We start from the raw sequence: 26,171 nt of genomic DNA, 5'->3' as shown, positions 1-26,171 counted from the left end.
GACACGTGCAAAATGCTGCTGCTGATCGACAACTATGACTCGTTTACCTACAACCTCGTTCACTATCTGGGCGAGCTTGGCGCCGAAATGGTGGTGCGCCGCAACGACGCGCTGAACGTGCAGGAGGCCATGGCGATGAACCCCGCCGGCATCCTGCTCAGCCCCGGCCCCTGCGACCCGGACCAAGCCGGCATCTGCCTTGCGCTGACCCAGGCCGCGGCCGAGACCGGAACGCCGCTGATGGGCGTCTGCTTGGGCCACCAGACCATCGGGCAGGCCTTTGGCGGCAAGGTCGTGTGCTGCCACGAGATCGTGCACGGCAAGATGGGCACGATGCACCACACCGGCAAAGGGGTGTTCGCGGGCCTGCCTTCGCCTTTCGAGGCGACGCGCTATCACTCGCTGGTGGTTGACCGGGACAGTCTGCCCGATTGCCTTGAAATCACGGCCGAGCTTGAGGATGGAACGATCATGGGCCTGCAGCACAGGACGCTGCCCATCCACGGTGTGCAATTCCACCCGGAATCGATCGCATCCGAGCATGGTCATGCCCTGCTCAAGAATTTCCTGAACGAGATGAAAGTCCCCGCATGAGCGACGCACTGAAACCGCTGATCGGGGCCGCAGCCGATCGCGCCCTGACCCGCGACGAGGCCGAACAAGCCTTTGAGATCCTGTTCGAGGGCGAAGCGACACCCAGCCAGATCGGCGGTCTGCTGATGGCCATGCGTACCCGCGGCGAAACGGTCGAGGAATACGCCGCGGCGGCGGCGGTGATGCGCACAAAATGCAATGCGGTCAAGGCCCCGGAAGGCGCCATGGATATCGTCGGCACTGGCGGCGACGGCAAGGGCACACTGAACATTTCCACCGCCACCGCCTTCGTCGTGGCAGGGGCCGGTGTGACCGTGGCCAAGCACGGCAACCGCAATCTGAGTTCAAAATCGGGTGCGGCGGATGCACTGGGGCAAATGGGCATCAACGTGATGGTTGGCCCGCAAGTGGTTGAAAAGGCTTTGCAACAGGTCGGAATTGGGTTCATGATGGCACCCATGCATCACCCAGCCATCGCCCATGTCATGCCCACACGCCAGGAACTGGGCACCCGCACCATCTTCAACATCCTCGGGCCGCTGACCAACCCGGCCGGGGTGAAACGCCAACTGACCGGCGCCTTCAGTCGCGACCTGATCCGCCCGATGGCCGAAACGCTTGGCCTGCTGGGATCGGATCGCGCCTGGCTGGTGCATGGCTCGGACGGCACCGACGAACTGACGATCACCGGCATCAGCTGGGTCGCCGCGCTGGAAGACGGGCGCGTCAAAGAGGTCGAACTGCACCCTGAAGATGCCGGGCTGCCCGTGCATCCGTTCGAAGAGATCGTTGGCGGCACGCCTGAAGACAATGCCGCGGCCTTCCGCGCCCTGCTCGAGGGCGCACCGTCGGCCTATCGCGACGCCGTGTTGCTGAACGCGGCCGCCGCGCTGGTCGTGGCGGACGCTGCGGATGACCTGCGGGACGGCGTCGCCATGGCCGCCGAAAGCATCGACAGCGGCAAGGCCAAGGAAAAAATCGCCGCTCTGGCACGACTGACACAGGAAGCTGCATGACCGAAACCGTTCTCGACAGGATCAAGGCCTACAAGCTAGAGGAAATCGCCGCCGACAAGGCGCGCAAGCCGCTGGAGGCCGTCGAACAAGACGCCCGCGAGGCGCCTGAAATCCGCGGTTTCGCCGAGGCGCTGCAACGGGCCAGCCGCCAAGGATACGGGCTCATCGCAGAAATCAAGAAGGCAAGCCCCTCCAAGGGCCTGATCCGCGCGGACTTCGACCCGCCCGCATTGGCGCAAGCCTATGAAGAAGGCGGCGCGGCCTGCCTGTCGGTGCTGACCGACACACCCAGCTTTCAGGGCGCGAAGGAATACCTGACCGCCGCGCGCGCCGCCTGCAGCCTGCCAGCTCTGCGCAAGGATTTCATGTACGACCCCTATCAGGTGGTCGAGGCCCGGGCATTGGGGGCGGACTGCATCCTGATCATCATGGCCTCGGTCGAAGACGCGCAGGCGGCCGAACTGGAACAGACGGCCTTTGACTGGGGCATGGATGTTTTGATCGAGGTGCATGACGAGGCCGAACTGGAACGCGCGACCACGTTGAAAAGCCCGCTGATCGGCATAAACAATCGCAATCTCAAGACCTTCGAGACCTCGCTTGATACGACGCGCCGGCTGTCCAAACTGGTTCCGGCCGACCGTACGATCGTGTGCGAAAGCGGTCTGAACACCCCCGAGGACCTGGCCGATATCGCCCGCTATGGGGCGCGGTGTTTCCTGATCGGCGAAAGCCTGATGCGCCAGCAGGACGTGGCCGCCGCAACCCGCGGCCTGTTGGCGAGCCCGCTGGTGCCGGGGGTGATGTGATGCCGCTGACCCATTTCGACAGCGACGGCCAGGCGCATATGGTCGATGTCTCGGGCAAGCGCGTGACCAATCGCATCGCGGTGGCAGGCGGGTACGTCAAGATGGCCCGTGAAACCTTTGATATCATTTCGGAAGGTCGCGCCAAAAAGGGCGATGTGCTGGGGGTGGCCCGGCTGGCCGGGATCATGGGCGCCAAGAAAACCGCAGACCTGATCCCGTTGTGCCATCCGCTGCCGATCACCAAGGTCTCGGTTGACCTGTCCTTGGACCCAAAGCTGCCCGGTGTTCGGATCGAGGCCACCGTCAAGACGACCGGCCAGACCGGTGTCGAAATGGAGGCGCTGACCGCGGTATCGACCGCGGCGTTGACCGTCTATGACATGGCCAAGGCCGTGGACAAGGCAATGGAGATCGGCGGAATCCGCGTAACCTTGAAAGATGGCGGAAAATCGGGACGTTACGAAGCGTCATGATCACGGTGGACGAGGCGCGCGCTCTGGTTCTGGACCTGGCGCCGGACATGGAGACCGAACAGGTTCCGCTGGCCGAGGCGGCGGGGCGCGTCCTGGCCGCCGATGTCACTGCGAATCGTGACCAACCTCCCTTTGCGGCGTCCTCGATGGATGGCTACGCGGTCAAGGCGACCGAGGTCGAACTGCACGCGATGTTCAAAATCATCGGCGAAGCGACCGCAGGCCAGCGTTTTGACGGAACCGTCGGCCCCGGACAGGCGGTTCGGATCTTCACTGGCGCCCCGGTACCGGATGGCGCCGATTTCATCGTCATTCAGGAAGATACGAAGCGACGTGGCGACCTTCTGACAATCACGAATGATCCGGGACCCAAAAGCAATATCCGCCCGGCGGGCGTGGATTTCCGGGTTGGGTCCGCGCTCAGCGCACCCCGGAGGCTGAACGCCAAGGATCTGGCCCTGCTGGCCGCGATGAACGCTCCTGCGGTCCCGGTGGCCCGCAAGCCCCAGATCGCACTGATCGCCACGGGGAACGAACTGGTGATGCCCGGCGAAACCCCGGGACCGGACCAGATCATCGCGTCGAACTCCTTTGGCCTCAAGGCTTTGCTGGAAGACGCGGGCGCGCATGTGCGGATGCTGCCGATCGCGCGCGACACGATCAAGTCACTCGAGACCGCGCTGAATCTGGCGCAAGGTGCGGACGTCATCGTGACGATCGGCGGCGCCTCGGTCGGCGACTATGATCTGGTCGGCGAAGCCTCGGACAAGTTGGGCCTGCGGCAATCGTTCTACAAGGTCCGCATGCGCCCCGGGAAACCGCTGATGGCCGGGCGGCTGGGAGACGCCGCGATGGTGGGGTTGCCGGGAAACCCGGTCAGCGCCATGGTCTGCGGATATGTCTTCCTAGTGCCGATGGTGCGCCGGATGCTGGGCCTGACCCCGGCCGAACCTGAGATGAAGCAGGCGCGACTGGCTAAGCCCCTGCGCGCCAACGGCCCGCGCGAGCACTACATGCGTGCCTGGCTGGGCGATGAGGGGCTGAGCGCCTTCGACGATCAGGACAGTTCTCTGCTCAGCGTTCTGGCGCGATCCAACGCCTTGATCGTGCGCCCGCCCCACGACCCGGAACGCGCCAGCGGAGAATTCGTGCAATATCTGCCCATCTGACGTCAGCCACCGCCACCGTTGACACAAAAGGTGAACATGCGTAGAACAAAAGAAAACGCATGAGCGGCGAGGTTTGAGCGATGCTGACCAAGAAGCAGTTGGATTTGCTGGAATTCATCCACAAGCGGGTGCAGGCGGATGGTGTTCCGCCCAGCTTCGACGAAATGAAGACTGCGCTGGACCTGCGATCCAAATCGGGCATTCACCGCCTGATCACCGCGCTCGAGGAACGGGGCTTCATCCGTCGCCTTGCCCACCGTGCCCGCGCGATCGAAATCGTCAAACTGCCGGAAAGCCTGGGTGGCGAACCCACCGTCGGCTTCAAGCCCAAGGTGATTGAAGGCGACAGGCCAGACGGCCCCCGCCCTGCCAATTTCGAGCCCGTTTCCGTGGACGCGACCGAGCTTCCCGTCATGGGGCGGATCGCGGCCGGCGTGCCAATCGAAGCCATCAGCCATGTCTCGCATCATGTGGCCGTGCCCGGAACCATGGTGTCCGGTCGCGGTGAGCACTACGCGCTCGAGGTGCGCGGGGATTCGATGATTGATGCCGGGATCAACGACGGGGATGTCGTGGTGATCCGCGAAACCTCAACCGCCGACAATGGCGATATCGTCGTCGCCCTGGTCGAGGATCAGGAAGCCACTCTGAAGCGATTCTTTCGCAAGGGCAACGCCATCGCGCTGGAAGCGGCCAACCCGGCCTATGAAACCCGCGTGCTGCCCGAGGACAAGGTCAAGGTCCAGGGGCGTCTTGTCGGCCTGATCCGCACCTACTGAATTTTATCATCGCGCGGCACAACCGGAGACCACAGCCGGTTTCCGCCGATTTCGGCGCTGCTGACTAGCTGCCCGCCCTTCAGCGCAAGGCTGCCGCTGCGCCTCAGTTCCTTGGGTCCGAAAACCGCGCATCCACCGGTCAGTTGCAGCGGTACCGGGCTGACGACGATCTGGCCCTCGCTACAGCCGGTCAACGTTTTCGCCGCGCGTTTGCCGGTGACATGCACCAATTCGGTTTCTCCGACAACAATCCGGCGCACCAGCCCGCCATCGTCGGGCCAACGCCGGGCAGCCTGTTCCTGGGCCGCGCCGTCCCCGTCATTCTCCAGCCAGACCGAGGCGATGAATCCGCCGCCCTTGTCCTTGCTGAGCGCCCGCCCCTGATCGGTCATCACGCCGACCAGACCTCCGGTATCGGCAATCAGAACTTCGGGTCGGCTGGCCTGGTTCCACACAAGGAACACCCACAAGGCCGGCACGGCACCCAGCCATCGCGCCGCGCCGCGCCACAACACGACCCACAGCGCCCCCAGGGCAAAGACCGGCAGCACATAGCCCGGAGGGCTGGGCACGAAACCGCGTGCCCCGTCCAACCCCGCCACCCAATCCGAAACTGTCAGGATCCAACCGAGCCCCAGACCCATCACCTGAATCCCCACGGCCTCGAACCCCAGTGGCGCAAGGATCGCTGCCGCCACCGCAGCCGGCACGACGACCGTGCCCATGACGGGGACCGACAGGACATTCGCCAACAAGCCATAATGCGAGACGCCGTTGAAATGCGCAGCCCCGATCGGTGCGGTGGCAAGACCCGCCACGGCGGACGACGCCACGAGTCCGCCGACCGCCTTCACCCATCGGGGCGCCTCTGTCAGGCGGAGCTCTCGAAAGGCTCCGAACACGGCGACCAGCGCTGTCGTTGCCGCGAAGGACATCTGAAAACCGGGGCTGAGCAGCGTTTCGGGCCGCAGCACCAATACGATCAGCGCGGCAACCGCCACTGCCCGCAGCGATATGGCGCGGCGGTCGATCAGCACAGCGCAGAACATCACGCCGACCATGACAAAAGCGCGCTCGGTCGCGACGTTGCCACCGGACATCAACAGATAGAATGTGGCGGCCGCCAGCGCGCACACCGCCGCGACTTTGCGCACCGGAAGCCGCAGCGCAACCGGCGGGATCGCGGACAGTGCGATCCGGCAGGCCAGAAAGACGAACCCCGTCAGCAACCCCATGTGCAACCCGGAAATCGCCAGCAGATGCGCCAGGTTCGACGCCCGCAACCCTTCGAGCGTGGCACGCGACATGCCGCTTCGGTCGCCGGTCGTGACGGCGGCGGCAAAACCTCCGACATCGCCGGGCAGGATCGACTGGACATGCCGCGATATGGCCATACGCCAACCGGCGATGCGCACGCCCTCGGCACGCGGCGGCGCAACCGTCAGAACCGGCACGCGCGAATAGCCGACCGCCCCGAGCCGCTTGAACCAGACATGGCGGCGAAAGTCGAACCCGCCAGGTTCGACCGCGCCTTGCGGCGGGCTCAGATGCGCGGTGGTCATGATCCGCTGGCCCGGAACCGGCGGCACATGATCCCCGTGCAGTGAAAGCCGGACGCGCCGCGGTGTCTGGTCCGGCGGTACGTCCCCGATCCGCACCTGGTCCAATGTCACCCGCAGCGCGCCCGACGCAGACCGGTCCAGCGCCACGACCCTCCCCTCGACCGGGCCATAGAAACGCCATTGCAGAACCGGATCTGCGACCATGTGGGCGCGCGCACCGGCCAGGAGGAACCCGGCGGCGATCAACGCCCCCCCAATTGCCAACGGCGCCCAGGCTTCGCGCATCCGCCATCCCGCCCACATGGCGAGCAGAGACAGGGCGGACAGACCGAGATACAGGCTCGGACCGGGTTCGAACCGCAGTCCGAAATACAGGCCGATGCCGATTGCCAGACAGACCGGAGACCACGCAAAAAGATGCCCACGCTGGTTCAGCAGCGCGTCTTCGACCCGTGCCAGAACACGCATGGTTGCCCCCGTCCTTGAGGCTCGTTAGACAGGCGCCAGATTACGCCCACCACGGTTACCAAAAGGTTAATCACGCCCATGTCCGAACAGGTCGTCACACGTTTCGCCCCCTCGCCCACCGGTTTCTTGCATATCGGCGGCGCCCGCACCGCGCTGTTCAACTGGCTGTATGCGCGCGGCCGAGGCGGCAAGTTCCTGCTGCGGATCGAAGACACCGACCGTGAACGCTCGACCCCCGAGGCGACCGAGGCCATCCTGAAGGGTATGGCTTGGCTGGGGCTGGACCATGACGGCGAGGTCATCAGCCAGTTCGCCCGCGCCGACCGGCACGCCGAGGTTGCGAACCAGTTGCTGGCCGAGGGCAAGGCGTACAAGTGTTTCTCGACCCAAGAAGAAATCGCGGCATTCCGCGAACAGGCCCGGGCCGAGGGGAAATCGACCCTGTTCCGCAGCCCCTGGCGCGAGGCCGATCCCAGCACCCTTCCCGACCGGCCGTTCGTGGTGCGCATCAAGGCGCCGCAAGACGGCGTTACGGTGATCCGCGACAAGGTGCAGGGGGACGTAACCATCCGCAACGACCAGTTGGACGACATGGTGCTGCTGCGCTCGGACGGGACACCGGTCTACATGCTGGCGGTGGTGGTCGATGACCATGACATGGGCGTCACCCATGTGATCCGCGGCGATGACCACCTGAACAACGCCGCGCGCCAGATGATGATCTATCAGGCTATGGACTGGGACGTTCCTGTCTGGGCCCATATCCCGCTGATTCACGGCCCCGACGGCAAGAAGCTCAGCAAGCGCCACGGCGCTTTGGGGGCGCAGGAATATCAGGCGATGGGCTATCCCGCCGCCGGCATGCGCAACTATCTGGCGCGGCTGGGCTGGAGCCACGGGAACGACGAATTCTTTACCGATGAGCAGGCCCGCGCATGGTTCGATCTGGATGGAATCGGCAAAAGCCCGGCGCGTTTCGACCTGAAAAAGCTGGAAAACTTGTGCGGACAACACATTGCGATTTCGGACGATGCTGCATTGCGGCAAGAAATTCAGGCCTATCTGGAGGCTGCGAAATTGCCGCAGCTGACGGAAGCACAGGTGGCTGACTTGGGGCGCGCGATGTATTGTCTCAAGGACCGTGCGCGCACTTTTCCGGAACTACTTGAAAAAGCTCAGTTTGTTCTGGCCTCACGCCCGATCAACATGGATGAGAAGGCGCAAAAGGCGCTTGCTTCTGTATCCGATGGTATACTGGAGCAATTGACGCCGCACCTGCAAAGTGCTAGCTGGTCGCGTGATACGCTGGAGGAGGTTCTCAATTCGTTCGCCGAGGCGAACGGGCTGAAGTTCGGAAAGCTGGCCGGTCCGCTGCGTGCGGCCCTGGCAGGACGGGCGGTGACCCCTTCGGTTTTTGACATGATGCTCGTGCTGGGGCGAGAAGAGACCTTGGCGCGGATATCCGACGCAGCGAACCGATCCTGACTTCACGTTCGGGTAACGCTGCTCGGCTAGGACCAACGACGCAAGGGTTGTGCGCACCATCGGTGCGGGCTCCGCCATACGCATGATTGAGGAAGGGATACCATGACAGAGAGCAACAAAACCGCCACGCTGACCGTCCACGGCGACACTTACGAACTGCCGGTGCTCTCGCCGACCGCCGGGCCGGACGTCATCGACATTCGCAAACTGTACAGCCATGCGGGCGTGTTCACCTATGACCCCGGCTTTACCTCGACCGCCAGCTGCGACAGCACCATCACCTATATCGACGGTGAAAAGGGTGAACTGTTGCACCGCGGCTATCCGATCGACCAACTGGCCGAGAAATCGCACTTCCTCGAGGTGTGCTTCCTGCTGCTGTATGGATATCTGCCCAAGGCCGACGAACTGGAACAGTTCGAAACGACCATCACCCACCACACGATGCTGCACGAGCAGATGCAGTATTTCTATCGCGGGTTCCGCCGCGACGCGCACCCGATGGCGATCATGGTGGGTGTCGTGGGCGCGATGTCGGCCTTCTATCATGACTCGACCGACATCTCGGATCCGCGCCAGCGCGAGATCGCGTCGCACCGCCTGATCGCCAAGATGCCCACCATCGCGGCCTGGGCCTACAAGTACCATATCGGTCAGCCCTTCGTCTATCCGCGGAACGATCTGGACTATGCGTCGAACTTCCTGCGCATGTGCTTTGCCGTTCCGGCCGAGGACTACGAGGTCAACCCGATCCTCAGCCGCGCCATGGACCGCATCTTTACCCTGCACGCAGATCACGAGCAGAACGCCTCGACCTCGACCGTGCGTCTGGCGTCGTCCTCGGGCGCTAACCCGTTCGCCTGCATCGCGGCCGGCATTGCCTGTTTGTGGGGCCCGGCCCATGGCGGCGCCAACCAGGCTTGCCTGGAGATGCTGGAAGAGATCGGCAGCGTCGACCGCATCCCCGAATACATCGCCCGCGCCAAGGACAAGAATGACCCGTTCCGCCTGATGGGCTTTGGCCACCGCGTATACAAGAATTTCGACCCGCGGGCCAAGGTGATGAAGCAATCGGCCGACGAGGTTCTGGACCTGCTGGGCATTGAGAACAACCCGAAACTGCAGGTCGCCAAAGCGCTTGAGAAACAGGCGCTGGAAGATCCGTATTTCGCCGAGAAGAAGCTGTTCCCGAACGTCGATTTCTACTCGGGCATCATCCTCGAGGCGATGGGCTTCCCGACCTCGATGTTCACCCCGATCTTTGCCCTGTCGCGGACCGTCGGCTGGGTCAGCCAGTGGAAAGAGATGATCGCCGATCCGCAGAATAAGATCGGCCGTCCGCGCCAGCTGTACCTGGGCGAGACCATGCGCGACTATGTCGACATCGAAAACCGCTGAAGAACCCGACCCCGCCACAGAGCGGGGTCTTTTCCTATTGGAACAGTGACAGCTGGTCGCCGGGCAGCGGCGGCCGCGCGAACAGGTCGCAACGCAGATCGGGCGTTCGCACTGCTAGTCCCAACCGGGTCACGGCTGCGTTGAACCGATTGGCGATCAGCTCGGCAAAGACGCCCTCGCCCCGCATCCGATGCCCCCAGCGCGGGTCATAGTCCTTGCCGCCATGCATCTCGCGCAGCCGCGCCATCACCTTTTCGGCGCGGCCCGGTTCGTGATCCGCCAGCCATTCCCGCCACAGGTCTGAAACCTCGCGCGGCAGGCGCAGCATGATCCAGCTGGCCGCATCCGCCCCCGCATCTCGGCCTGCCTCCAGCAGGGCCTCAAGCTCGTGGTCGGTCAGGCCGGGAATGACGGGCGAGGTCATCACCCGCACCGGGATCCCGGCCTCGGTCAGCGCCCGAATGGTCTGCAACCGCCGTTGCGGCGACGGCGCGCGCGGCTCCATCCGCCGCGACAGGCTGCCATCCAGCGTGGTCAGCGAAATGCCGACCCGCACCAGCCCTTTGGCCGCCATGGGGGAAAGCAAGTCCAAGTCCCGTTCGACCATCGTTCCCTTTGTCACGATGGCCACCGGGTGGTTGAAGTCATGCAATACCGCGAGACAACGTCTTGTTATCTCATGCGTCTTTTCGATCGGCTGGTACGGGTCTGTGTTGGTGCCCATTGCGATCGGCGCCACTTTGTAGCGGCGCGCCGAAAGCTCGGCCCGCAGGATCTCGGGCGCGTTCGGCCGGGCGATCAGGCGGGTTTCGAAATCCAGCCCCGGCGACAGGCCCAAATAGGCGTGGGTCGGCCGGGCAAAACAATAGACACACCCATGTTCACACCCCCGATACGGGTTGATCGACCGGTCGAACGGCAGGTCCGGCGACCTGTTGTAGGTGATGAGTGACCGCGCGGTTTCGTACCGGACATCCGTGCGTAAGGGCGGCAGAACCTCGGGGATATCCCAGCCATCATCGAAGTCTTCATACGCAAACTGCTCGTACCGGCCGGCTTGGTTGGACCGGGCGCCCCGCGCACGTTTTTCCTGCTGAACACGCATGTTTGTTCACCTATTGTTCTAACTACACAGTGATAACGACGGGACGATCTCGGCGCAAGCCGAACCGCGTTCTTGCATACCTCGGTTAAACTCTGAGGATGGAATCCACGTGAAATTTCTACAGAATGATCATGTGAAATTTTCGTTCGTTGGACGTAAGATTTTCGCCTATACGTCGGTCCCGGAACCGCCGAGGTCGCAATCGTCACAGTCCGACTGCGACGTTTTGGCCAAAACGGAAAAAACAGCCACCACGGGCCCATGGCCCCAACAGCTCAGGGATTTGCCCCATGTCCGATGAAGAAGACATCGTCCTGTCGGAACTGAATGACGACGAACTCGTCGAACAGATGTTTGATGACCTGTATGACGGCCTGAAGGAAGAGATCGAGGAAGGCGTCAACATTCTGCTGGAACGCGGCTGGGCCCCGTACGACATTCTGACCAAGGCTCTGGTCGGCGGCATGACCATCGTGGGGCATGACTTCCGCGACGGCATCCTGTTCGTACCCGAGGTTCTGCTAGCGGCCAACGCGATGAAGGGCGGCATGGCGATTCTCAAGCCTCTGCTGGCCGAAACCGGTGCGCCGCGGGTCGGTAAGATGGTGATTGGAACCGTCAAGGGCGACATCCACGACATCGGCAAGAACCTCGTATCCATGATGATGGAAGGCGCCGGGTTTGAGGTGGTGGACATCGGCATCAACAACCCCGTCGAGAACTATCTGGAAGCACTGGAGACCGAACAGCCGGACATTCTGGGCATGTCGGCCCTGCTGACCACGACCATGCCCTATATGAAGGTCGTCATCGACACGCTGGTCGAACAGGGCAAGCGCGACGACTATATCGTGCTGGTGGGCGGCGCCCCCCTGAACGAAGAATTCGGCAAGGCAATCGGTGCCGATGCCTATTGTCGCGACGCCGCGGTGGCAGTTGAAACGGCCAAGGAATTCGTGTCGCGCAAGCACAATCAGCTGGCCGGCTGAACGCAACGCCCGACCCGATCAACAAACCGCCTCTCTGGGGGCGGTTTTTTTATTTCTTGACAACAGGTTGAGTGTTTTGATTTCCGGCTTAACTTTCCGGAAATCTTTGGCTAGTAGAACACCGTTAACGAGCATACGAGGTTCCTGTGCCAACGACGTTCACGGCCATCTATCTCGGCAATCTAGCCGACATCGACACCTTCGAAGGAAACAACCGCGCCGAAAACGCACAAGCCCTTGTGGGGTCTCAATTCGGCGGACCGGGCAATGCTCTTCTCAACAACTCCGTCACTTGGAACCCCGCAGGCAATCCCGGCCAAGTGTACGAGATGAACAACGCCAACGGCGATCAGTTCTCGATCGACGGCGGCCCGCCCCAGATTTTCGATGGCACGTCGATCTACAACGCGACGATCACTTATATCGATGGGACGACGGCCAATATCACCGCAGTCGTCGCGCAGGATATCGACGGCAACACCTATCTTATGCCCGAGTTCGCTCCAAACCCCGATCAGACGGCCCTGTCGGCTGGGCCGATCCAGTCCATCCGTCTGGACAGTCTGGCGGGGCGCGACTTTCGCGGCCTGACTGCGGATCGTCAAACCTGGGACTTGGTCACCTGTTTCACGCAGGGCACCCGAATCCGTACCGAAAGCGGTGATCGCCCTGTCGAAACTCTGAAACCCGGCGACATGGTGGCCACGGTCGATCACGGCCTGCAGCCGCTGCGCTGGATCGGGCGTTGCACGGTACCCGCGCATGCCGCTTTCGCTCCGGTCCTGTTTCGGCGCGGGGCCATCGGCAACGATCGAGACCTTTTGGTCTCGCAGCAGCATCGCATGTTGGTGCGCAACTGGCGGGTCGAGTTGAACACCGGTCACCCCGAAGCGCTGGCCCCCGCAAAACATCTGGTGAACGGCCACTCGATCGTGCTGCGCCCCGGCGGCAATGTCACCTATCTGCATTTGCTGTTCGACCGCCACGAACTTGTCTGGTCCGAGGGATGCATCAGCGAAAGCTTCCACCCCGGCGCCCTGGGGTGGACCAGTTTGGACGAGGCCTCCCGCACAGAAGTTCTGAGCCTCTTCCCCGAGCTTGCGCACCGCGGGCTGCAGGCCTTTGGCCCAACGGCACGCCCTGCCCTGCGCGCGTACGAGACCCAGGCGTCGGTCGCCTGACCGACCATGTCGGAACCGAGCTTGCATCCCCGGCCCGGACGGTATCTGCTGGGTATGGCACCAAGGGAAACCCGCACATGCACAGCAACGATCTTCCGGATGACGAAAGCCTGACGATCCGCGGATATGCGGACGCGGGCGCGCTGCAGAACGTTCTTCTGATCGCTTGCGGCGCGTTGGCGCGCGAAATCCTCGATCTGAAACGGCGCAACGGATGGGACCATCTGGCCCTGACCTGCCTGCCGGCGATCCTGCATGTTCACCCTGAACGAATCACCCAGGCGGTCGAGGACGCCGTGGCCAGACGCCGCAACGACTTCGACCGCATCTTCGTGGTCTATGCCGACTGCGGCACCGGTGGCCTCTTGGAGCAGGCCTGCGAACGGCTGGGCGTCGAGATGGTGAAGGGACCACACTGCTATTCGTTTTTCGAGGGCAACGACCGGTTTGCCCAACATGGCGACGAAGAGGCTACGGCCTTCTATCTGACCGATTTCCTGGCGCGTCAGTTCGATGCCTTCGTCTGGAAACCTCTGGGGCTCGACCGTCATCCGCAGCTGCGCGACATGTATTTCGGGAACTACACCAAGCTGGTCTATCAGGCACAGACCGACGACCCTGAGTTGACAAAGCGAGCCAAGGAATGCGCCGACCGTATGGGCTTGGCTTTCGAACGCCGCTTCACCGGGTATGGCGATCTGGAGCGAACTCTGTCGGACTGGGCCAGCCGCGCGCCCAGCAAGTGACGCCCCGGATCAGGCGTGTTCGCTGGCGACGCTTCGAATGCGCTGCACCATCGCCCGCACCCCGTTGGACCGCTGCGAAGACAGATGCTCGTTCAGCCCCAGCCGCGCCAGTTCGGCTGCCGCATCCACCTTGGGCACCTCGGAGACCGGCAGGCCGTTGTACAACGCCCGCAACACCGCAATCAGTCCGCGCACGATCAGGGCGTCGCTGTCTCCGTCGAACCGGAAAACTCCGTTTTCGACAACCGGGTGCAGCCAGACCTGGCTGGCGCAGCCGTCTACCTTGGTGGCCGGAACCTTCAGCGCGTCGTCCAGGGGCGGCATGGCCTTGCCCTGCTCAATCACATAGCGATAGCGATCTTCCCAGTCCTCCAGGAATTCGAAATCCTCTACGATGTCTTCGAACGTGGGGGTTGCCATGGGCACAGATCCTCTGGTTTCCATCTAAGGCCTGACCTAAGCCGCCAAACCGGGCCTGTCCACCCCAAGCGCGCCTTTTCAAACCACTGGAATTAGGCTAATCGGTATCGAGTAACTTTGTGCAAAGCGTTGGGTCCATGCAAAAAACTCTGTCCGTTCTCATGATCGCGTCCTTGACCCTTTCGGCTTGCAGTGGTTGGCGGGATTCGCGGGTGAATCCGTCGAATTGGTTCGGCCGCAGCACTCCCGCCGCCCCGGTCGAAACGCCCGCAGATGACGCCAACGCTTTGGTCCCCGATCAGGGTTCCGGACGAGGATTCTTCGCCCGGCCCGAAGCCGAGGACATCAGCGTTCTGGTCACCACGATCGACGAGTTGCGGATCGACCGCAAGCCCTCGGGCGCGATCGTTCTGGCAAGCGGTACGGCCTTTCGTCAGGGGGCCTATGACGCCCAACTGCGTCCGGTTGAGTCGGAGGAAAACCGCAAGAACGGCGTGCTTGAACTCGAATTCCGCGTGAACTATCCGCCCTATGCCACTCCGCAGGGACCCGAACGGACGCGCGAAGTAACCGACGCGATCGACATCAGCCAGGATGACCTGGACGGCATCCGCCTGATCCGCGTCAGGGGCCAACAGAATGCGCTGGAATCGCGGCGGCGCTGAGCTGCCCTACAGCGGCACGACTTTGACGTTCTGCCCCTTGGCGGCCAGTGCGATCTTTCCCTCGCACAGTTTCAGAGCGTCCTCGCCGAACACCTCGTAGCGCCAGCCCGACATGGCCGGCACGTCGCGCTGACCCGCCGCGATCTGGTCCAGCTCCGAGCTGTTGGCGATCAGCTTTGCGGCCACGCCGGCGCTTTCGGTCTTGGATTTGAGCAGCACCCGCAGCAGATCGGCCAGGGCCGGGTTGACCTTCAGCTTGTCACGGCTGTTGTCAACCTTGGGCATGTCCTCGGGCGGGCAGTTGACGCCCCGTTTGACTGCTTCGAGGATACCATCTGCGATCGCACCCTTGCGGGCCTCGCGCAGCAACAGGCGCGACCCGCCCAGATCCGCATGGGTGCGGGGCTTGGTCGAGGCCAGTTCGATCAGCGCGTCATCCTTAAACACCCGGTTTCTGGGAATGTTGTTCTCTTGCGCATAGGTTTCTCGGAACTTGGCCAATTCACGCACCACGGCCAGAAACTTGCCAGAATTTGTGCGGGTCTTGACCCGTCGCCAGGCCTCTTCGGGTCGGATGTCATAGGTGTCGGGATTGGTCAGAACCTGCAGTTCTTCCGCAACCCAGCGGCTGCGGCCGGTCTTTTCAAGTTCGGCGGCGAGGTGTTCGTAGATCTGGCGCAAATGGGTCACATCGGCCAGCGCATAGGTCTTTTGCGCTTCGCTCAGCGGACGGCGCGACCAGTCGGTAAAGCGCGAGGTCTTGTCCAGACCCTGCTTGCAGATCTTGCGCACCAGCGTTTCATAGCCCACCTGCTCGCCAAAGCCGCAGACCATTGCGGCGACCTGGGTATCGAACAGCGGCTTGGGAAAGACCCCGGCTTCGACCCAGAAGATCTCAAGATCCTGCCGCGCGGCGTGGAAAACCTTGACGACATTTTCGTCCCGGAAAAGGTCATACAGCGGGTCGAGCGAGATCCCCTCGGACAGAGGATCGACCAGAACCGCACTGTCATCGTCGTCCGACGGCACAGCGAGCTGCACGAGGCAGAGTTTCGAGTAATAGGTCCGTTCGCGCAGAAACTCGGTATCGACGGTCACATAGGGAAACTTGGCCGCAGCCGTGCAGAAGTCGGCCAGGTCTTGCGTGGTCTTCAGGGTCTTCATGCGCGCGCTGTTCTTGCTCTTTCTGTGGTCAATGCCCGTTGGTCTTTCACCGCCACGAGCGCTTCGGCAGACCATAAGCCGATTGCGCGCCGCATGTAAATCTCCGGCGGGATATCAAGGCAACATGACCGGTGCCTTGTCGCCACGGGCAAATCGCTCCAAAACCGCCGGGTACAGTTTGTGTTCCCACGCCAGAACCTTCCGCGCCAAGGTCTCGGGCGTGTCATCCGGCGCGATCTTGACCCGAGCCTGACCCAGGATCGGGCCGTCATCCAACGCCGCTGTGACCTCGTGCACGGTGCAGCCATGTTCGGCATCTCCGGCGGCGATAGCCCGGGCGTGGGTGTTGAGCCCCTTGTATTTAGGCAGCAGCGAAGGGTGAATATTCAACATCCGCCCCTGAAACCGGGACACGAAATCGCCCGTTAGCACGCGCATGAACCCGGCCAGGCAGATGATGTCGGGCTTGGCCTCGAGCAACGGCTTGCATAGCTCGGCCTCAAACGCGGCACGGTCGCCGCCGAACGGCCGGTGATCGACCACGGCGGTGGCGATCCCGCGATCCGCCGCCTTGGCCAGTCCGCCCGCATCTGCATTGTTCGACAGAACCAGACAGGGGCGCGCCGGGTGGTCGCCGGTCATGCTGTCGACCAGCGACACCATGTTCGACCCGCCCCCGGAAATCAGGATGGCGACGCGCTTGTGGCTCACAGCAGCTTGCCTGCGTAGGAAACGCCCGCCCCTTCGGTGACCGATCCGATGCGCGCGACGGTCTCGCCGGCATCCGACAGCAGGACGGCCAGGTCATCGGCGCGGTCGGCGGCGCAGACGACGATCATGCCGATCCCGCAGTTGAAGGTCTTGAGCATCTCCGCCTCGGCGATGCCTCCGGTTTCCGCCATCCAGCGGAACACCGGCGGCAGATCCCAAGCGTTCAGGTCGATCTGAGCCCCCAGATCGTCGGGCAGCACGCGCGGCAGGTTCTCGGTCAACCCACCGCCAGTGATGTGCGCCAGCGCATGTACACCACCCGCCCGGATCGCGGCGAGGGCGGGTTTGACGTAAAGCCGCGTGGGCGTCAGCAGCGCTTCTCCCAAAGGCCCGTCACAGAACGGCGAATCCGCATCCCATCCCAGCCCCGAGATCTCGACCAGCTTGCGTACCAGCGAATAGCCGTTGGAATGCACCCCGTCCGAGGCTAGCCCCAGCAGAACATCCCCGGCCTGCACACCGGCGGGCAGATCGCTGCCGCGCTCCATCGCGCCGACGGCAAACCCGGCCAGGTCGAAATCGCCATCGGGGTACATCCCCGGCATCTCGGCGGTCTCACCCCCGATCAAGGCACAGCCTGAGCGGACACACCCCTCGGCGATACCCTCGATGATTCGCGCGGCGGTGCTGGTGTCCAGCTTGCCCGTGGCGAAATAGTCCAGGAAGAACAGCGGTTCGGCGCCTTGGCAAATCAGATCGTTCACGCACATGGCCACCAGGTCGATGCCCACGCCGTCGACCACGCCCGTGTCGATCGCGATCCGTAGCTTGGTACCCACGCCGTCGGTTGCGCCCACCAGGATCGGGTCGGAATACCCCGCCCCTTTCAGATCGAACAACGCGCCAAACCCGCCAAGGCCGCTCATGACGCCGGGGCGGTTCGTCCGCTTGGCGGCGGGCTTGATCCGGTCGACCAGCGCGTTGCCCGCATCGATATCCACGCCCGCATCTGCATAGGTGATGCCGTTCTTGCCCGCTGTCATGGCCGTTCCCTCATGAATGCTTTCAGCGCGGGTTAGTCGATTGTGCGCCGCGTTGCAACGGTCAGGCTTGACGCGGCCGTTCTGCGTGATACCCAAGCGGTCGGGCGGGCCTGTAGCTCAATTGGTTAGAGCAGAGCGCTCATAACGCTTTGGTTGGGGGTTCGAGTCCCTCCGGGCCTACCATTTCCCTGTTCATCGTCCGATGATGATATCGGCACACAATCCGCCCAGGCTTTCGCTTTTGCCCAGGCGCAGCAAGCCGCCATGGGCGCGGGCCACATCGGCCACGATCGCCAGCCCGAGCCCGACGCCGCTGCCCCGATTCTGGTTGCGCGCCGGATCAAGACGGCTGAACGGGCGCACCGCCTCGGTGCGCTGGTCCGGCGGAATGCCCGGCCCGTCATCTTCGACCCGAATCCGCAGCGACTTACCGGTCAGGGTGACGCTGACCACGGCCCGCGTCCCATAGCGGACGGCATTGCCGATCAGGTTCTCGACCGCGCGCCGGATGGCAACCGGGCGCAGCTTGACCGCGCCTTCGCCCTCGATGGTCCCAAGGGCGGCATTCTGGCCGGCCCTCTGGGCATCGTCGACGATCTGCCGCACCAGCGCGGCCGGATCGACATCGACGGGGTCGCCCTCGGACACACCCTGCGAGAACTGAAGGAACGCATCCACTAACGACTGCATCTCGGCCACGTCCTGCAAAAGAGGCGCGGCGTCTTCCTCGGGTAGCAGCGACAGGCCCAGCCTGAGCCGCGTCAAAGGCGTGCGCAGGTCATGGCTGACACCCGACAGGATCAAGGTCCGCTGTTCGATCTGCCGTTCGATGCGAGCGCGCATGTCCAAAAACGCATTGCCCGCGGCGCGCACTTCGACCGCGCCGCCCGGCGAGAACGGCACGACACGACCCCGCCCGAAGGCCTGCGCCGCCTCGGCCAGCCGGGTAATCGGCCGCAGCTGGTTGCGCATGTACAGAAACGACACCGACGTCATCAGCACCGCGAAGAACACCATCGTCACGATCAACTGATGCGGCGCCACAGTCGAAAGACGCCGCCGGTCGAAGCGCAATTCGAGCAATCCCAGATCGGTCTGCAGATATAGGGTGGCGGTCTGGCTGTTCGGCAATGAAACCGCCGATAGCTCAGGCAGTTCAACGCGCAGATCCGATTCGACCTGCGGCGCGATAAAATCATACCAGCGGCGCGCCTCGATCGTCGGAGACTCGCTTGGCCCCAGAAACCGGGCCTGCATAGCCAGCCCCTTCAGAAGCGGACGTACCTTGGCCAGGCCTTCGTTCTGTGTTTCCGAGCCCGCCATCGTGTCGAGGACCAGTTGCACCTCGCGCGACGCGGCATGGGTCATCTGTTGCGTCACGTCCTTGAGATGCTCGCGTACGAAGGCGATGGACACGACCAGCAGGACGACCACCACCGGCACCACCAGAATCAGCGCCGCGCGCGCGTACAAGCTGCGCGGCATATAAGGTTTGAGCCAGCGTGCGTTCATGCGCTAAACCTAGCGGGCCGTTCAGACATGCGAAAGAGGCGACGACGGATGACGGACCACGAATTCGACCCGCAGCCCGGACTTCCCGTCCAGCTGCAACCAGGCTTAAGGCGCATCCTGGCCCCGAATCCGTCGCCCATGACCCATCGCGGCACGAACACCTACCTTCTCGGCACCCGCGACGTCGCCGTGATCGACCCCGGCCCACTCGACGAGTCCCATCTTCTGGCCATTCTGGCCGCTTTGTCCCCGGTTCAGCGCATCAGCCACATCATCGTGACGCACAGCCATCTGGACCACTCCCCGCTTGCCGCGCCTCTGGCCAAGCGGACCGGCGCGCCCATTCTGGCCTTCGGAGGCCCCGAGGCCGGGCGCAGCGCGGTCATGGCCCGACTGGCAGCGCAGGGGATGGCCGGCGGCGGCGAAGGCATCGACGCCACGTTCCGCCCCGACATCGAACTGGCCGACCAAGACCGGGTCGAAGGGGACGGCTGGTCGCTGGAGGTGATCCACACGCCGGGCCATCTGGGCAATCACGTCGCGCTGGGATGGGGTGATGTCTGCTTCACCGCCGATCATGTGATGGGATGGGCCAGTTCGCTGGTGTCTCCACCCGACGGAGACCTGACCGACTTCATGGCCTCCTGCCACAAGTTACGAGCCCGGACCTGGTCGGTGTTCCATGCCGGTCACGGTGCGCCGATCACCGATCCCGCAGGCCGGCTGGATTGGCTGATCGGGCACCGGCAATCGCGCGAGGCACAGATACTTGACGCCCTGTCTCAGGCACCGGGAACAGCGCGGGAGCTGGCGCGACGAATTTATTCCGACACGCCCCCTGCCCTGCTGCCCGCGGCCGAGCGCAACGTTTTCGCCCATCTGGTCGACCTGACCGGGAAACGGCGCGTTGCCCCGAACGGCGCGCTTGGCATTCAGGCTGAATTCGCCCCGGTCGCCTGACGTCGAAAAAATTCGCATCGACGGCTTTTCCCCTCTGGACCTCGAAAATTCGGGTTGCTATATCCGCCTCAGTTCCGGCGTAGCTCAGCGGTAGAGCAGTTGACTGTTAATCAATTGGTCGTAGGTTCGATCCCTACCGCCGGAGCCAAAATCTCCCCGAAAACGCTTCTAAAATCCGCGTCGTGGCGCGCTTTTGTCGGCGTTCGCGCAACCTGAAAATCGATCAAAAAAAACTTGCTTCGACCTCTGGACGCCGCCGGACCGGGTTGCTATACGGCGCGCACCGTTCCGGCGTAGCTCAGCGGTAGAGCAGTTGACTGTTAATCAATTGGTCGTAGGTTCGATCCCTACCGCCGGAGCCATTTCTCAAAGACCCGCACAAGTCACCCCTTCAGGGCGTCCTTGAACTCGTCCCGCAGTTTGCGTTTCAAAACCTTGCCAGTCGCATTCAGTGGCAGCGCATCGACGAAGACCACTTTGTCCGGCACCTGCCACTTGGCGATCTTGCCGTCGAAAAACTCCAGCAGCTCGGCCTCGGACGGGTCCTCGCCCTCAGCCTTGACGGCCACCAGCAGCGGGCGTTCGTCCCATTTGGGATGCGGCACGCCAATCACCGCCGCGGTGGCCAGTTTCGGGTGCGCTACGGCGATGTTTTCCAGCTCGACCGAGCTGATCCATTCACCGCCCGACTTGATAATGTCCTTGGATCGGTCGCGGATGGTCATGTAGCCATCTGGGTCCAGCGTCGCCACATCGCCCGTAGCGAACCAGCCATCCTGCAGAAGCTCTTGGTCCTGCAGCTGGAAATAGCTGTCCAGCACCCAATGTCCGCGCACCATCAGGTCGCCCTGCGTGACCCCGTCATGCGGCAGGTCGTTGCCATCGTCATCGACGATCTTCAGCTCGACCCCAAAGGGCGGACGACCCTGATTCTCGCGCAGTTTGTGCTGTTCCTCAATCGGCAGCTTGCGATGCTTGGCCAGCGGAATGTTGGCGGTGCCCAGCGGGCTCATCTCGCTCATCCCCCAGGCGTGCACGGTGTCGACGCCGTATTTTTCCCGGAAGGTCTTGATCATCGAGGGCGGGCACGCCGCGCCGCCGATTACCGTTCGTTCGAGGCTTTCCAGCTTGGTGCCGCATTTGGCGGCATGCGCCAGCAGGCCCTGCCAGATCGTGGGAACTCCCATCGCCAGCGTCACGCCATAGGTGTCGATCAGGTTTACCAGCGCCTCGCCATGCAGGTCCGGCCCGGGCAGCACCATCTGCGAACCGGACATGGCGCAGCCATAGGGTGAGCCCCAGGCGTTGACATGGAACATCGGCACCACCGGCATCACCACGTCCATCGCCGAATACCCAATCACGTCGCGGGTGTTCGACGCAAAGCTGTGCAGAACGGTCGAACGGTGCGAATACAGAACGCCCTTGGGGTGGCCGGTCGTGCCCGAGGTGTAGCACAGGCTCGAGGCTGTGTTTTCATCGAAGACGGGCCATTCGAAATCGGCGTCGCCGGTCTCGATCAACTCTTCATAGAATTCCAGGCCGGGGATCTGCTGCAGAGCATCCTGGTTGCGCGGCCCCATCAGGACGAAATGCTTCACCTCGGTCAGTTGATCGCGGATCGCGGCAACCAGCGGGAGAAAGGTGGCGTCGAAGAACAGCACCCTGTCTTGCGCGTGGTTGATGATGTAAACTAGCTGTTCGGGGAACAGGCGCGGGTTGATCGTGTGGCAGACGAATCCTGCGCCCGAGGCCGCATAATAGATCTCAAGATGCCGGCGGTTGTTCCAGGCCAGGGTGCCGATCCGATCCTGCGACTGCAGGCCCAGCTTGGTCAGCGCCGACCCCATGCGCCGGGCATTGGCAGCGATCTCACCCCAGTTCGTCCGGGTGACGGTTCCATCGGTTTCGACCGACACGATCTCGGTCTGACCATGATAGCGCGCAGCATGATCGATCAGTGACGAAATCAACAGCGGCTGCGTCATCATCTGTCCCAGCATGGACATCCTCCCATTCATCGCGCCGGCTTGATGCGGCGTCTGTTGCGGCCCGGCGGCACGGCGGCGTGGCGGGCCCCGGGGCCTCTCCTCGGGGCCGATCCTGCCAATCATTCAATTGTCTGACAATAAGGAAATGCGACCTGCCGCTGCGGCAGGTCGTCAGATTTGCTGGGCTTCAGCCCCGGTGCCGCAGCGCATAGGCCACAAGTGCGGCGGTCGAGCCGTCCTTGCCCTCGGTGCCCGCATCGCCATCGACGATCGGCCCCAGCGAGGTGGCCAGTTCCTTGCCCAGCTCTACCCCCCACTGGTCGAACGAGTTGATGCCCAACAGCACGCCTTCGACGAACACCCGGTGCTCATAGAGCGCAATGATCTGGCCCAGAACGAAGGGCGTCAGCTGCGGATAGATCAGCGTGGTCGAGGGCCGGTTGCCCGGAAACACGCGATGCCGGGCCTGACGCTCCAACTCGTCACCCTGCAGTCCCTTCTCGGCCATGCGCGCCCGCGCTTCCTCCAGCGACCGGCCGCGCATCAACGCCTCGGACTGGGCCAGGCAATTGGCCAGCAGCAGACGGTGATGATGGGCCAGCTCGGGCTCGTGCCCTTCGGCGGCCACCATGAATTCGCAAGGGATCACGTCGGTGCCCTGGTGGATCAACTGATAAAACGCGTGCTGCCCATTGGTGCCGGGCTCACCCCAGACCACCGGCCCCGAAGGCACGCTCAGCGCCGAGCCGTCCATGGCCACCGATTTGCCGTTCGATTCCATCTCGAGCTGCTGGAAATAGGCCGGCAACCGCAGCAGCCGTTGGTCGTAGGGCAGCACCGCGCGGCTGGCATGGCCCAGCACCTGACGGTGCCAGATGCCCACCAGCGCCAGCATCACCGGCATGTTCTCGACCCAGTCCGCGGCGCGGAAATGCACGTCCATCGCCTGTCCGCCGCGCAGGAACGCGTCAAAGGCGTTCGAGCCCACCGCGATCATCACCGGCAGCCCAACCGGCCCCCAGACCGAATAGCGCCCGCCGACCCAATCTGCAAAGCCGAACACGCGGTCAGACGGGATGCCGAAATCCGCTGTCTTGTCCACGGCGCTGGACACGGCCGCAAACTGCCGCGCCGGGTCGCCCCCGCCGTCCAGCATCCAGGCCCGCGCCGTCCGCGCGTTGGTCATGGTTTCGATGGTTGTAAAGGTCTTGGACGCCACGATCACCAGCGTCCGCGTCGGGTCCAGTTCTCGCAGAGTGTCGGCGATGTGCGCGCCATCCACGTTCGAGACGTAGTGCAGGCGCGGCCCATCGTGATAGGGCGCCAGCGCCAGCGTCGCCATCACCGGCCCAAGGTCCGAGCCACCGATGCCGATATTCACCACGTCGGTAAAGCTCCCCCCTGCCCCCTGGGCCGTTCCGCCCCGGACCTCTTCGGCGAACACGCGCATGCGCTGCAGGGTGTCCAGAACTTCGGGCATGACGTCCTGGCCATCAACCTCGACCGGGCCGCCATCCAGATTGCGCAGCGCCGTATGCAGCACCGCGCGGCCCTCGGTTTCGTTGATCTTGTCGCCCTGGAACATCGCGTCGCGCCGTTCGGCAAGACCGGCCTGATCGCACAGGTCGATCAGCGCCGCGCGGATATCCGCGTCGATCAGGGTTTTCGAATAGTCGAACAGCAAATCGCCGGTCGAGGCCGAGAATCTCTGCGCCCGGTCGGGATCCTGCGCGAACAGATCGAGGATTCGGGTGTCTTCCGCCTGCGCGGCAAGGGTTCTGAGTTTGTCGAGCTGCATGTCCTACTCCGCCCAATGTACCGTAATGCCGTCCAGCACCGCCGCAATCGGAGCTTCGTCGGGCGGCAGAGACATGGCCCGCTCCAACGCGTCGCGCTTTTTCGATCCGAAAATGACAAGATGCTTGGACAACGCCCCGTTCAGCACAGGCGCAGTCAGCGTGATGCGCGCCTCGGGCTGCGATTGCGGCCGGGCGACCGCCAGCGGGGGCGCATCCCCGTCCAACGCCGCGTCCAGCCCGGCCATCCCCGGGAACAGCGAGGCCGTGTGCATGTCGTCGCCCATGCCCAGCACCAGAACCGACAGCGGCAGAACCGGGACAATCAGCGCCTCGATCTCGGGCAGGATGTCTTCGGGTGCCTTGCCGGGAATGAACAGCGGCACGAACTCGGCCGCAGCGGCGCGGTTGGTCAGCAGACGCTCGCGGATCAGCCGTTCGTTCGACCGGTCGCTGTCGGCCGGAACGCAGCGTTCGTCGGTGGGCAGAACCCGCACGCGGTCCCAGTCCAGGTCGGCCGCACACAGGTTGTCGAAGATCGGCCCGGGCGTGGTACCGCCGGGCACGGCAAAGGCCACGACGTCATTGTGCAGCAGTGCGGCCTCTAGCTCTCCGGCCAACGCATTGGCCACGTCGATGGCCAGCATGTCGCGGTCAGCGTATTCCTGAATGTTCATGGCTTGATCCCCTGCCATTGGCGACCGTCGCGTTTCATCAGCAGCTCGGCGTCGCCGGGGCCGGTGCTGCCGCTGTCATAAGGTTTGGGAACGTCGCCGCGCGCCCGCCATCCGGCGATGATCGGGTCGGTCCAAGCCCAGGCGGCCTCGACCTCGTCGCCGCGCATGAACAGGGTCTGGTTGCCGCGGATCACGTCCATCACCAGGCGCTCATAGGCGTCGGGGGCCTGATGGTTCTCAGGCCCCAGTGCCTCGGCAAAGCTCATGTCCAATGGGACGTCGATCAGGCGCATGCCACCCTGTCCCGGCTCTTTGATCGTGACCTTCAGCGTGATGCCTTCGTTCGGTTGCAGGCGGATCGACAGCGTGTTGGCATGCCGCCCGGCCGCAGCCCCGAAGATTGAGTGCGGGGCGTCCTTGAAGATCACGTTGATCACCGAGGACCGCGCCACCAGCCGCTTGCCGGTGCGCAAATAGAACGGTGTGCCCGCCCACCGCCAATTGCTGACATGCGCCCGCAGCGCCACATAGCTTTCGGTCGTCGAACGCGGATTGCCCACCGCCTCGCGATAGCCCGGCCCGTCGGGGCCACCGATATACTGCCCGCGAACGATGTGATGCGGCTGCACCGGGTCCAGCGCGCGGATCACCTTGAGCTTTTCGTCCCGCACAGCGTCCGAATCGAACTTGGCGGGCGGCTCCATCGCGATCAGGCACAGAAGCTGCATCAGGTGGTTCTGCACCATGTCGCGCATGGCGCCGGCACGCTCATAGTACTCCTCGCGCCCGTCCACGCCCACGGTTTCGGCGACGGTGATCTGGATGTGGTCGACATACTGGCTGTTCCACAGCGGTTCAAACAGCATGTTTCCGAACCGGACGGCCATCAGGTTCTGGACCGTCTCCTTTCCCAGGTAATGGTCGATCCGATAGATCTGATTCTCGTTGAAATAGGCAGCCAGCGTGGCGTTCAGCGCGCGTGCGCTGTCCAGATCGTGACCGAACGGCTTTTCCACCACGATGCGCGTCTGCGGGGTGGCCAGCCCATGCTGCCGGATCCGCTCGGCCAGCGGTCCGAACAGGCTGGGCCCGACCGAGAAATAAAAAGCCCGAATCCGATCGTCGGTCAGCTTGCGCGCCAGAACGTCCCAGCCGGAATCGGCCCCGGCGTCCAGTTGCACATAGTCCAGGCGTTGCAGGAACCCGCTGCGCAGGTCGACCTGCCCTGCGTGTTCTGGCACGAATTCGGCCAGTGACCGCGCGACGATCGCACGAAAAGCGTCGGAATCATAATCCGACCGCGCCGCCGCGATAATGCGGACGCTTTCATGCCATTGCCCGGCACAGTAGCGGCGGAACAAGGCCGGCAGGATCTTGCGCTGTGCAAGGTCGCCGGTGCCGCCGAAGATGACCAGATCGAACGGATCGACAGGTATGACGCGTGAAACCATGAAGCGT

General features: G+C 63.4%; 24 protein-coding genes and 3 tRNA genes. 16 read left to right on the top strand and 11 right to left on the bottom strand.

Going from position 1 to position 26,171, the window contains the following annotated elements; translation table 11 throughout:
- Positions 1–12: 12 nt before the first annotated feature.
- The 6 genes from AC2FM3_RS00545 to lexA all read left to right on the top strand — a co-directional run bounded on the left by AC2FM3_RS00545 (position 13) and on the right by lexA (position 4,840).
- Entirely contained in the window at positions 13–594 is a 582-nt protein-coding gene (locus AC2FM3_RS00545; protein WP_496678193.1) for an anthranilate synthase component II, read from the top strand.
- The gene (gene trpD / locus AC2FM3_RS00540) at positions 591–1,610 is read left to right on the top strand and encodes an anthranilate phosphoribosyltransferase (protein WP_496678191.1); all 1,020 of its coding nucleotides are present in this window, start codon (positions 591–593) and stop codon (positions 1,608–1,610) included. The genes AC2FM3_RS00545 and trpD overlap by 4 nt, the downstream gene beginning before the upstream one ends.
- Positions 1,607–2,419, top strand: a complete 813-nt coding sequence (gene trpC, locus AC2FM3_RS00535; RefSeq protein ID WP_496678189.1) for an indole-3-glycerol phosphate synthase TrpC — start codon at positions 1,607–1,609, stop codon at positions 2,417–2,419. The genes trpD and trpC overlap by 4 nt, the downstream gene beginning before the upstream one ends.
- Positions 2,419–2,892 carry a cyclic pyranopterin monophosphate synthase MoaC gene (moaC, locus tag AC2FM3_RS00530; RefSeq protein ID WP_496678187.1) on the top strand — a complete coding sequence of 158 codons (474 nt, stop codon included), beginning with the start codon at positions 2,419–2,421 and terminating at the stop codon, positions 2,890–2,892. The genes trpC and moaC overlap by 1 nt, the downstream gene beginning before the upstream one ends.
- Positions 2,889–4,061 (top strand): molybdopterin molybdotransferase MoeA, encoded by a 1,173-nt coding sequence (locus tag AC2FM3_RS00525; protein ID WP_496678185.1) that lies wholly within the window; start codon positions 2,889–2,891, stop codon positions 4,059–4,061. Before moaC ends, AC2FM3_RS00525 begins: the two co-directional genes overlap by 4 nt.
- An 80-nt stretch (positions 4,062–4,141) precedes the next feature.
- A complete protein-coding gene (lexA, locus tag AC2FM3_RS00520; RefSeq protein ID WP_490361103.1) occupies positions 4,142–4,840 on the top strand; it encodes a transcriptional repressor LexA in 699 nt (232 codons plus the stop codon).
- Here lexA and AC2FM3_RS00515 read toward each other — a convergent pair.
- Positions 4,834–6,870, bottom strand: a complete 2,037-nt coding sequence (locus AC2FM3_RS00515) for a ComEC/Rec2 family competence protein (protein WP_496678182.1) — start codon at positions 6,868–6,870, stop codon at positions 4,834–4,836. The two genes, lexA and AC2FM3_RS00515, sit on opposite strands and share 7 nt — an antisense overlap.
- Positions 6,871–6,948: 78 nt before the next feature.
- On the opposite strand from AC2FM3_RS00515, the gene gltX reads away from it, so the two are divergent.
- Complete coding sequence (gene gltX, locus AC2FM3_RS00510; protein WP_496678181.1) at positions 6,949–8,355, top strand: glutamate--tRNA ligase; 1,407 nt, start codon at positions 6,949–6,951, stop codon at positions 8,353–8,355.
- 102 nt (positions 8,356–8,457) lie between these two features.
- Positions 8,458–9,753: a citrate synthase gene (gltA, locus tag AC2FM3_RS00505; protein ID WP_496678179.1), complete on the top strand. Its 1,296-nt coding sequence runs from the start codon at positions 8,458–8,460 to the stop codon at positions 9,751–9,753.
- Between the two features lie 34 nt (positions 9,754–9,787).
- Here gltA and AC2FM3_RS00500 read toward each other — a convergent pair whose 3' ends face one another.
- Complete coding sequence (locus AC2FM3_RS00500; RefSeq protein WP_496678177.1) at positions 9,788–10,858, bottom strand: PA0069 family radical SAM protein; 1,071 nt, start codon at positions 10,856–10,858, stop codon at positions 9,788–9,790.
- Positions 10,859–11,148: 290 nt separating this feature from the next.
- Here AC2FM3_RS00500 and AC2FM3_RS00495 point away from each other — a divergent pair, with 290 nt between their 5' ends.
- The 3 genes from AC2FM3_RS00495 to AC2FM3_RS00485 all read left to right on the top strand — a co-directional run bounded on the left by AC2FM3_RS00495 (position 11,149) and on the right by AC2FM3_RS00485 (position 13,774).
- Positions 11,149–11,847, top strand: coding sequence for a corrinoid protein (locus tag AC2FM3_RS00495; RefSeq protein WP_149774433.1), 699 nt, complete (start codon positions 11,149–11,151; stop codon positions 11,845–11,847).
- A 146-nt stretch (positions 11,848–11,993) separates the two neighbouring features.
- On the top strand, positions 11,994–13,028 hold the full coding sequence (locus tag AC2FM3_RS00490) for a Hint domain-containing protein (RefSeq protein WP_496678176.1): 1,035 nt from the start codon (positions 11,994–11,996) through the stop codon (positions 13,026–13,028).
- 77 nt (positions 13,029–13,105) lie between these two features.
- Positions 13,106–13,774, top strand: a complete 669-nt coding sequence (locus AC2FM3_RS00485; protein ID WP_496678174.1) for a DUF1638 domain-containing protein — start codon at positions 13,106–13,108, stop codon at positions 13,772–13,774.
- Positions 13,775–13,783: 9 nt separating this feature from the next.
- Here AC2FM3_RS00485 and AC2FM3_RS00480 read toward each other — a convergent pair whose 3' ends face one another.
- Positions 13,784–14,194 carry a SufE family protein gene (locus tag AC2FM3_RS00480; protein WP_496678173.1) on the bottom strand — a complete coding sequence of 137 codons (411 nt, stop codon included), beginning with the start codon at positions 14,192–14,194 and terminating at the stop codon, positions 13,784–13,786.
- Between the two features lie 212 nt (positions 14,195–14,406).
- Here AC2FM3_RS00480 and AC2FM3_RS00475 point away from each other — a divergent pair, with 212 nt between their 5' ends.
- Positions 14,407–14,859 (top strand): hypothetical protein, encoded by a 453-nt coding sequence (locus AC2FM3_RS00475; RefSeq protein ID WP_496678171.1) that lies wholly within the window; start codon positions 14,407–14,409, stop codon positions 14,857–14,859.
- Positions 14,860–14,865: 6 nt separating this feature from the next.
- Here the strand turns inward: AC2FM3_RS00475 and rnd are convergent, their stop codons facing one another.
- From rnd to purM, 3 genes are all read right to left on the bottom strand, one after another.
- A complete protein-coding gene (rnd, locus tag AC2FM3_RS00470; RefSeq protein ID WP_496678169.1) occupies positions 14,866–16,023 on the bottom strand; it encodes a ribonuclease D in 1,158 nt (385 codons plus the stop codon).
- Between the two features lie 114 nt (positions 16,024–16,137).
- Positions 16,138–16,734: a phosphoribosylglycinamide formyltransferase gene (gene purN / locus AC2FM3_RS00465; protein WP_496678167.1), complete on the bottom strand. Its 597-nt coding sequence runs from the start codon at positions 16,732–16,734 to the stop codon at positions 16,138–16,140.
- On the bottom strand, positions 16,731–17,777 hold the full coding sequence (gene purM, locus AC2FM3_RS00460; RefSeq protein WP_496678165.1) for a phosphoribosylformylglycinamidine cyclo-ligase: 1,047 nt from the start codon (positions 17,775–17,777) through the stop codon (positions 16,731–16,733). Before purM ends, purN begins: the two co-directional genes overlap by 4 nt.
- 106 nt (positions 17,778–17,883) lie before the next feature.
- On the opposite strand from purM, the gene AC2FM3_RS00455 reads away from it, so the two are divergent.
- Positions 17,884–17,960: transfer RNA gene (locus AC2FM3_RS00455), tRNA-Ile, on the top strand.
- A 9-nt stretch (positions 17,961–17,969) separates the two neighbouring features.
- Here the strand turns inward: AC2FM3_RS00455 and AC2FM3_RS00450 are convergent.
- Positions 17,970–19,289 (bottom strand): ATP-binding protein, encoded by a 1,320-nt coding sequence (locus tag AC2FM3_RS00450; protein ID WP_496678163.1) that lies wholly within the window; start codon positions 19,287–19,289, stop codon positions 17,970–17,972.
- Between the two features lie 48 nt (positions 19,290–19,337).
- Here AC2FM3_RS00450 and AC2FM3_RS00445 point away from each other — a divergent pair, with 48 nt between their 5' ends.
- The 3 genes from AC2FM3_RS00445 (at position 19,338) to AC2FM3_RS00435 (ending at position 20,611) form a co-directional block, all read left to right on the top strand.
- Positions 19,338–20,249 (top strand): MBL fold metallo-hydrolase, encoded by a 912-nt coding sequence (locus AC2FM3_RS00445; RefSeq protein WP_496678161.1) that lies wholly within the window; start codon positions 19,338–19,340, stop codon positions 20,247–20,249.
- A gap of 73 nt (positions 20,250–20,322) precedes the next feature.
- Positions 20,323–20,397, top strand: a tRNA-Asn gene (locus AC2FM3_RS00440).
- Between the two features lie 139 nt (positions 20,398–20,536).
- A tRNA-Asn gene (locus AC2FM3_RS00435) sits at positions 20,537–20,611 on the top strand.
- A gap of 21 nt (positions 20,612–20,632) precedes the next feature.
- Here AC2FM3_RS00435 and AC2FM3_RS00430 read toward each other — a convergent pair.
- From AC2FM3_RS00430 to zwf, 4 genes are all read right to left on the bottom strand, one after another.
- Positions 20,633–22,252 (bottom strand): long-chain-fatty-acid--CoA ligase, encoded by a 1,620-nt coding sequence (locus AC2FM3_RS00430; protein ID WP_496678160.1) that lies wholly within the window; start codon positions 22,250–22,252, stop codon positions 20,633–20,635.
- A gap of 175 nt (positions 22,253–22,427) precedes the next feature.
- Positions 22,428–24,038, bottom strand: a complete 1,611-nt coding sequence (gene pgi, locus AC2FM3_RS00425; RefSeq protein WP_496678157.1) for a glucose-6-phosphate isomerase — start codon at positions 24,036–24,038, stop codon at positions 22,428–22,430.
- 3 nt (positions 24,039–24,041) lie between these two features.
- Positions 24,042–24,713: a 6-phosphogluconolactonase gene (gene pgl, locus AC2FM3_RS00420; protein WP_496678155.1), complete on the bottom strand. Its 672-nt coding sequence runs from the start codon at positions 24,711–24,713 to the stop codon at positions 24,042–24,044.
- Positions 24,710–26,164 (bottom strand): glucose-6-phosphate dehydrogenase, encoded by a 1,455-nt coding sequence (zwf, locus tag AC2FM3_RS00415; protein ID WP_496678153.1) that lies wholly within the window; start codon positions 26,162–26,164, stop codon positions 24,710–24,712. The genes pgl and zwf overlap by 4 nt, the downstream gene beginning before the upstream one ends.
- Between the last annotated feature and the right edge of the window lie 7 nt (positions 26,165–26,171).

This window comes from Ruegeria sp. BHSB172 (assembly GCF_059613165.1).
The sequence above is the reverse complement of the archived record's forward strand: the minus strand, read 5'-3'. Positions and strand labels throughout refer to the sequence as shown.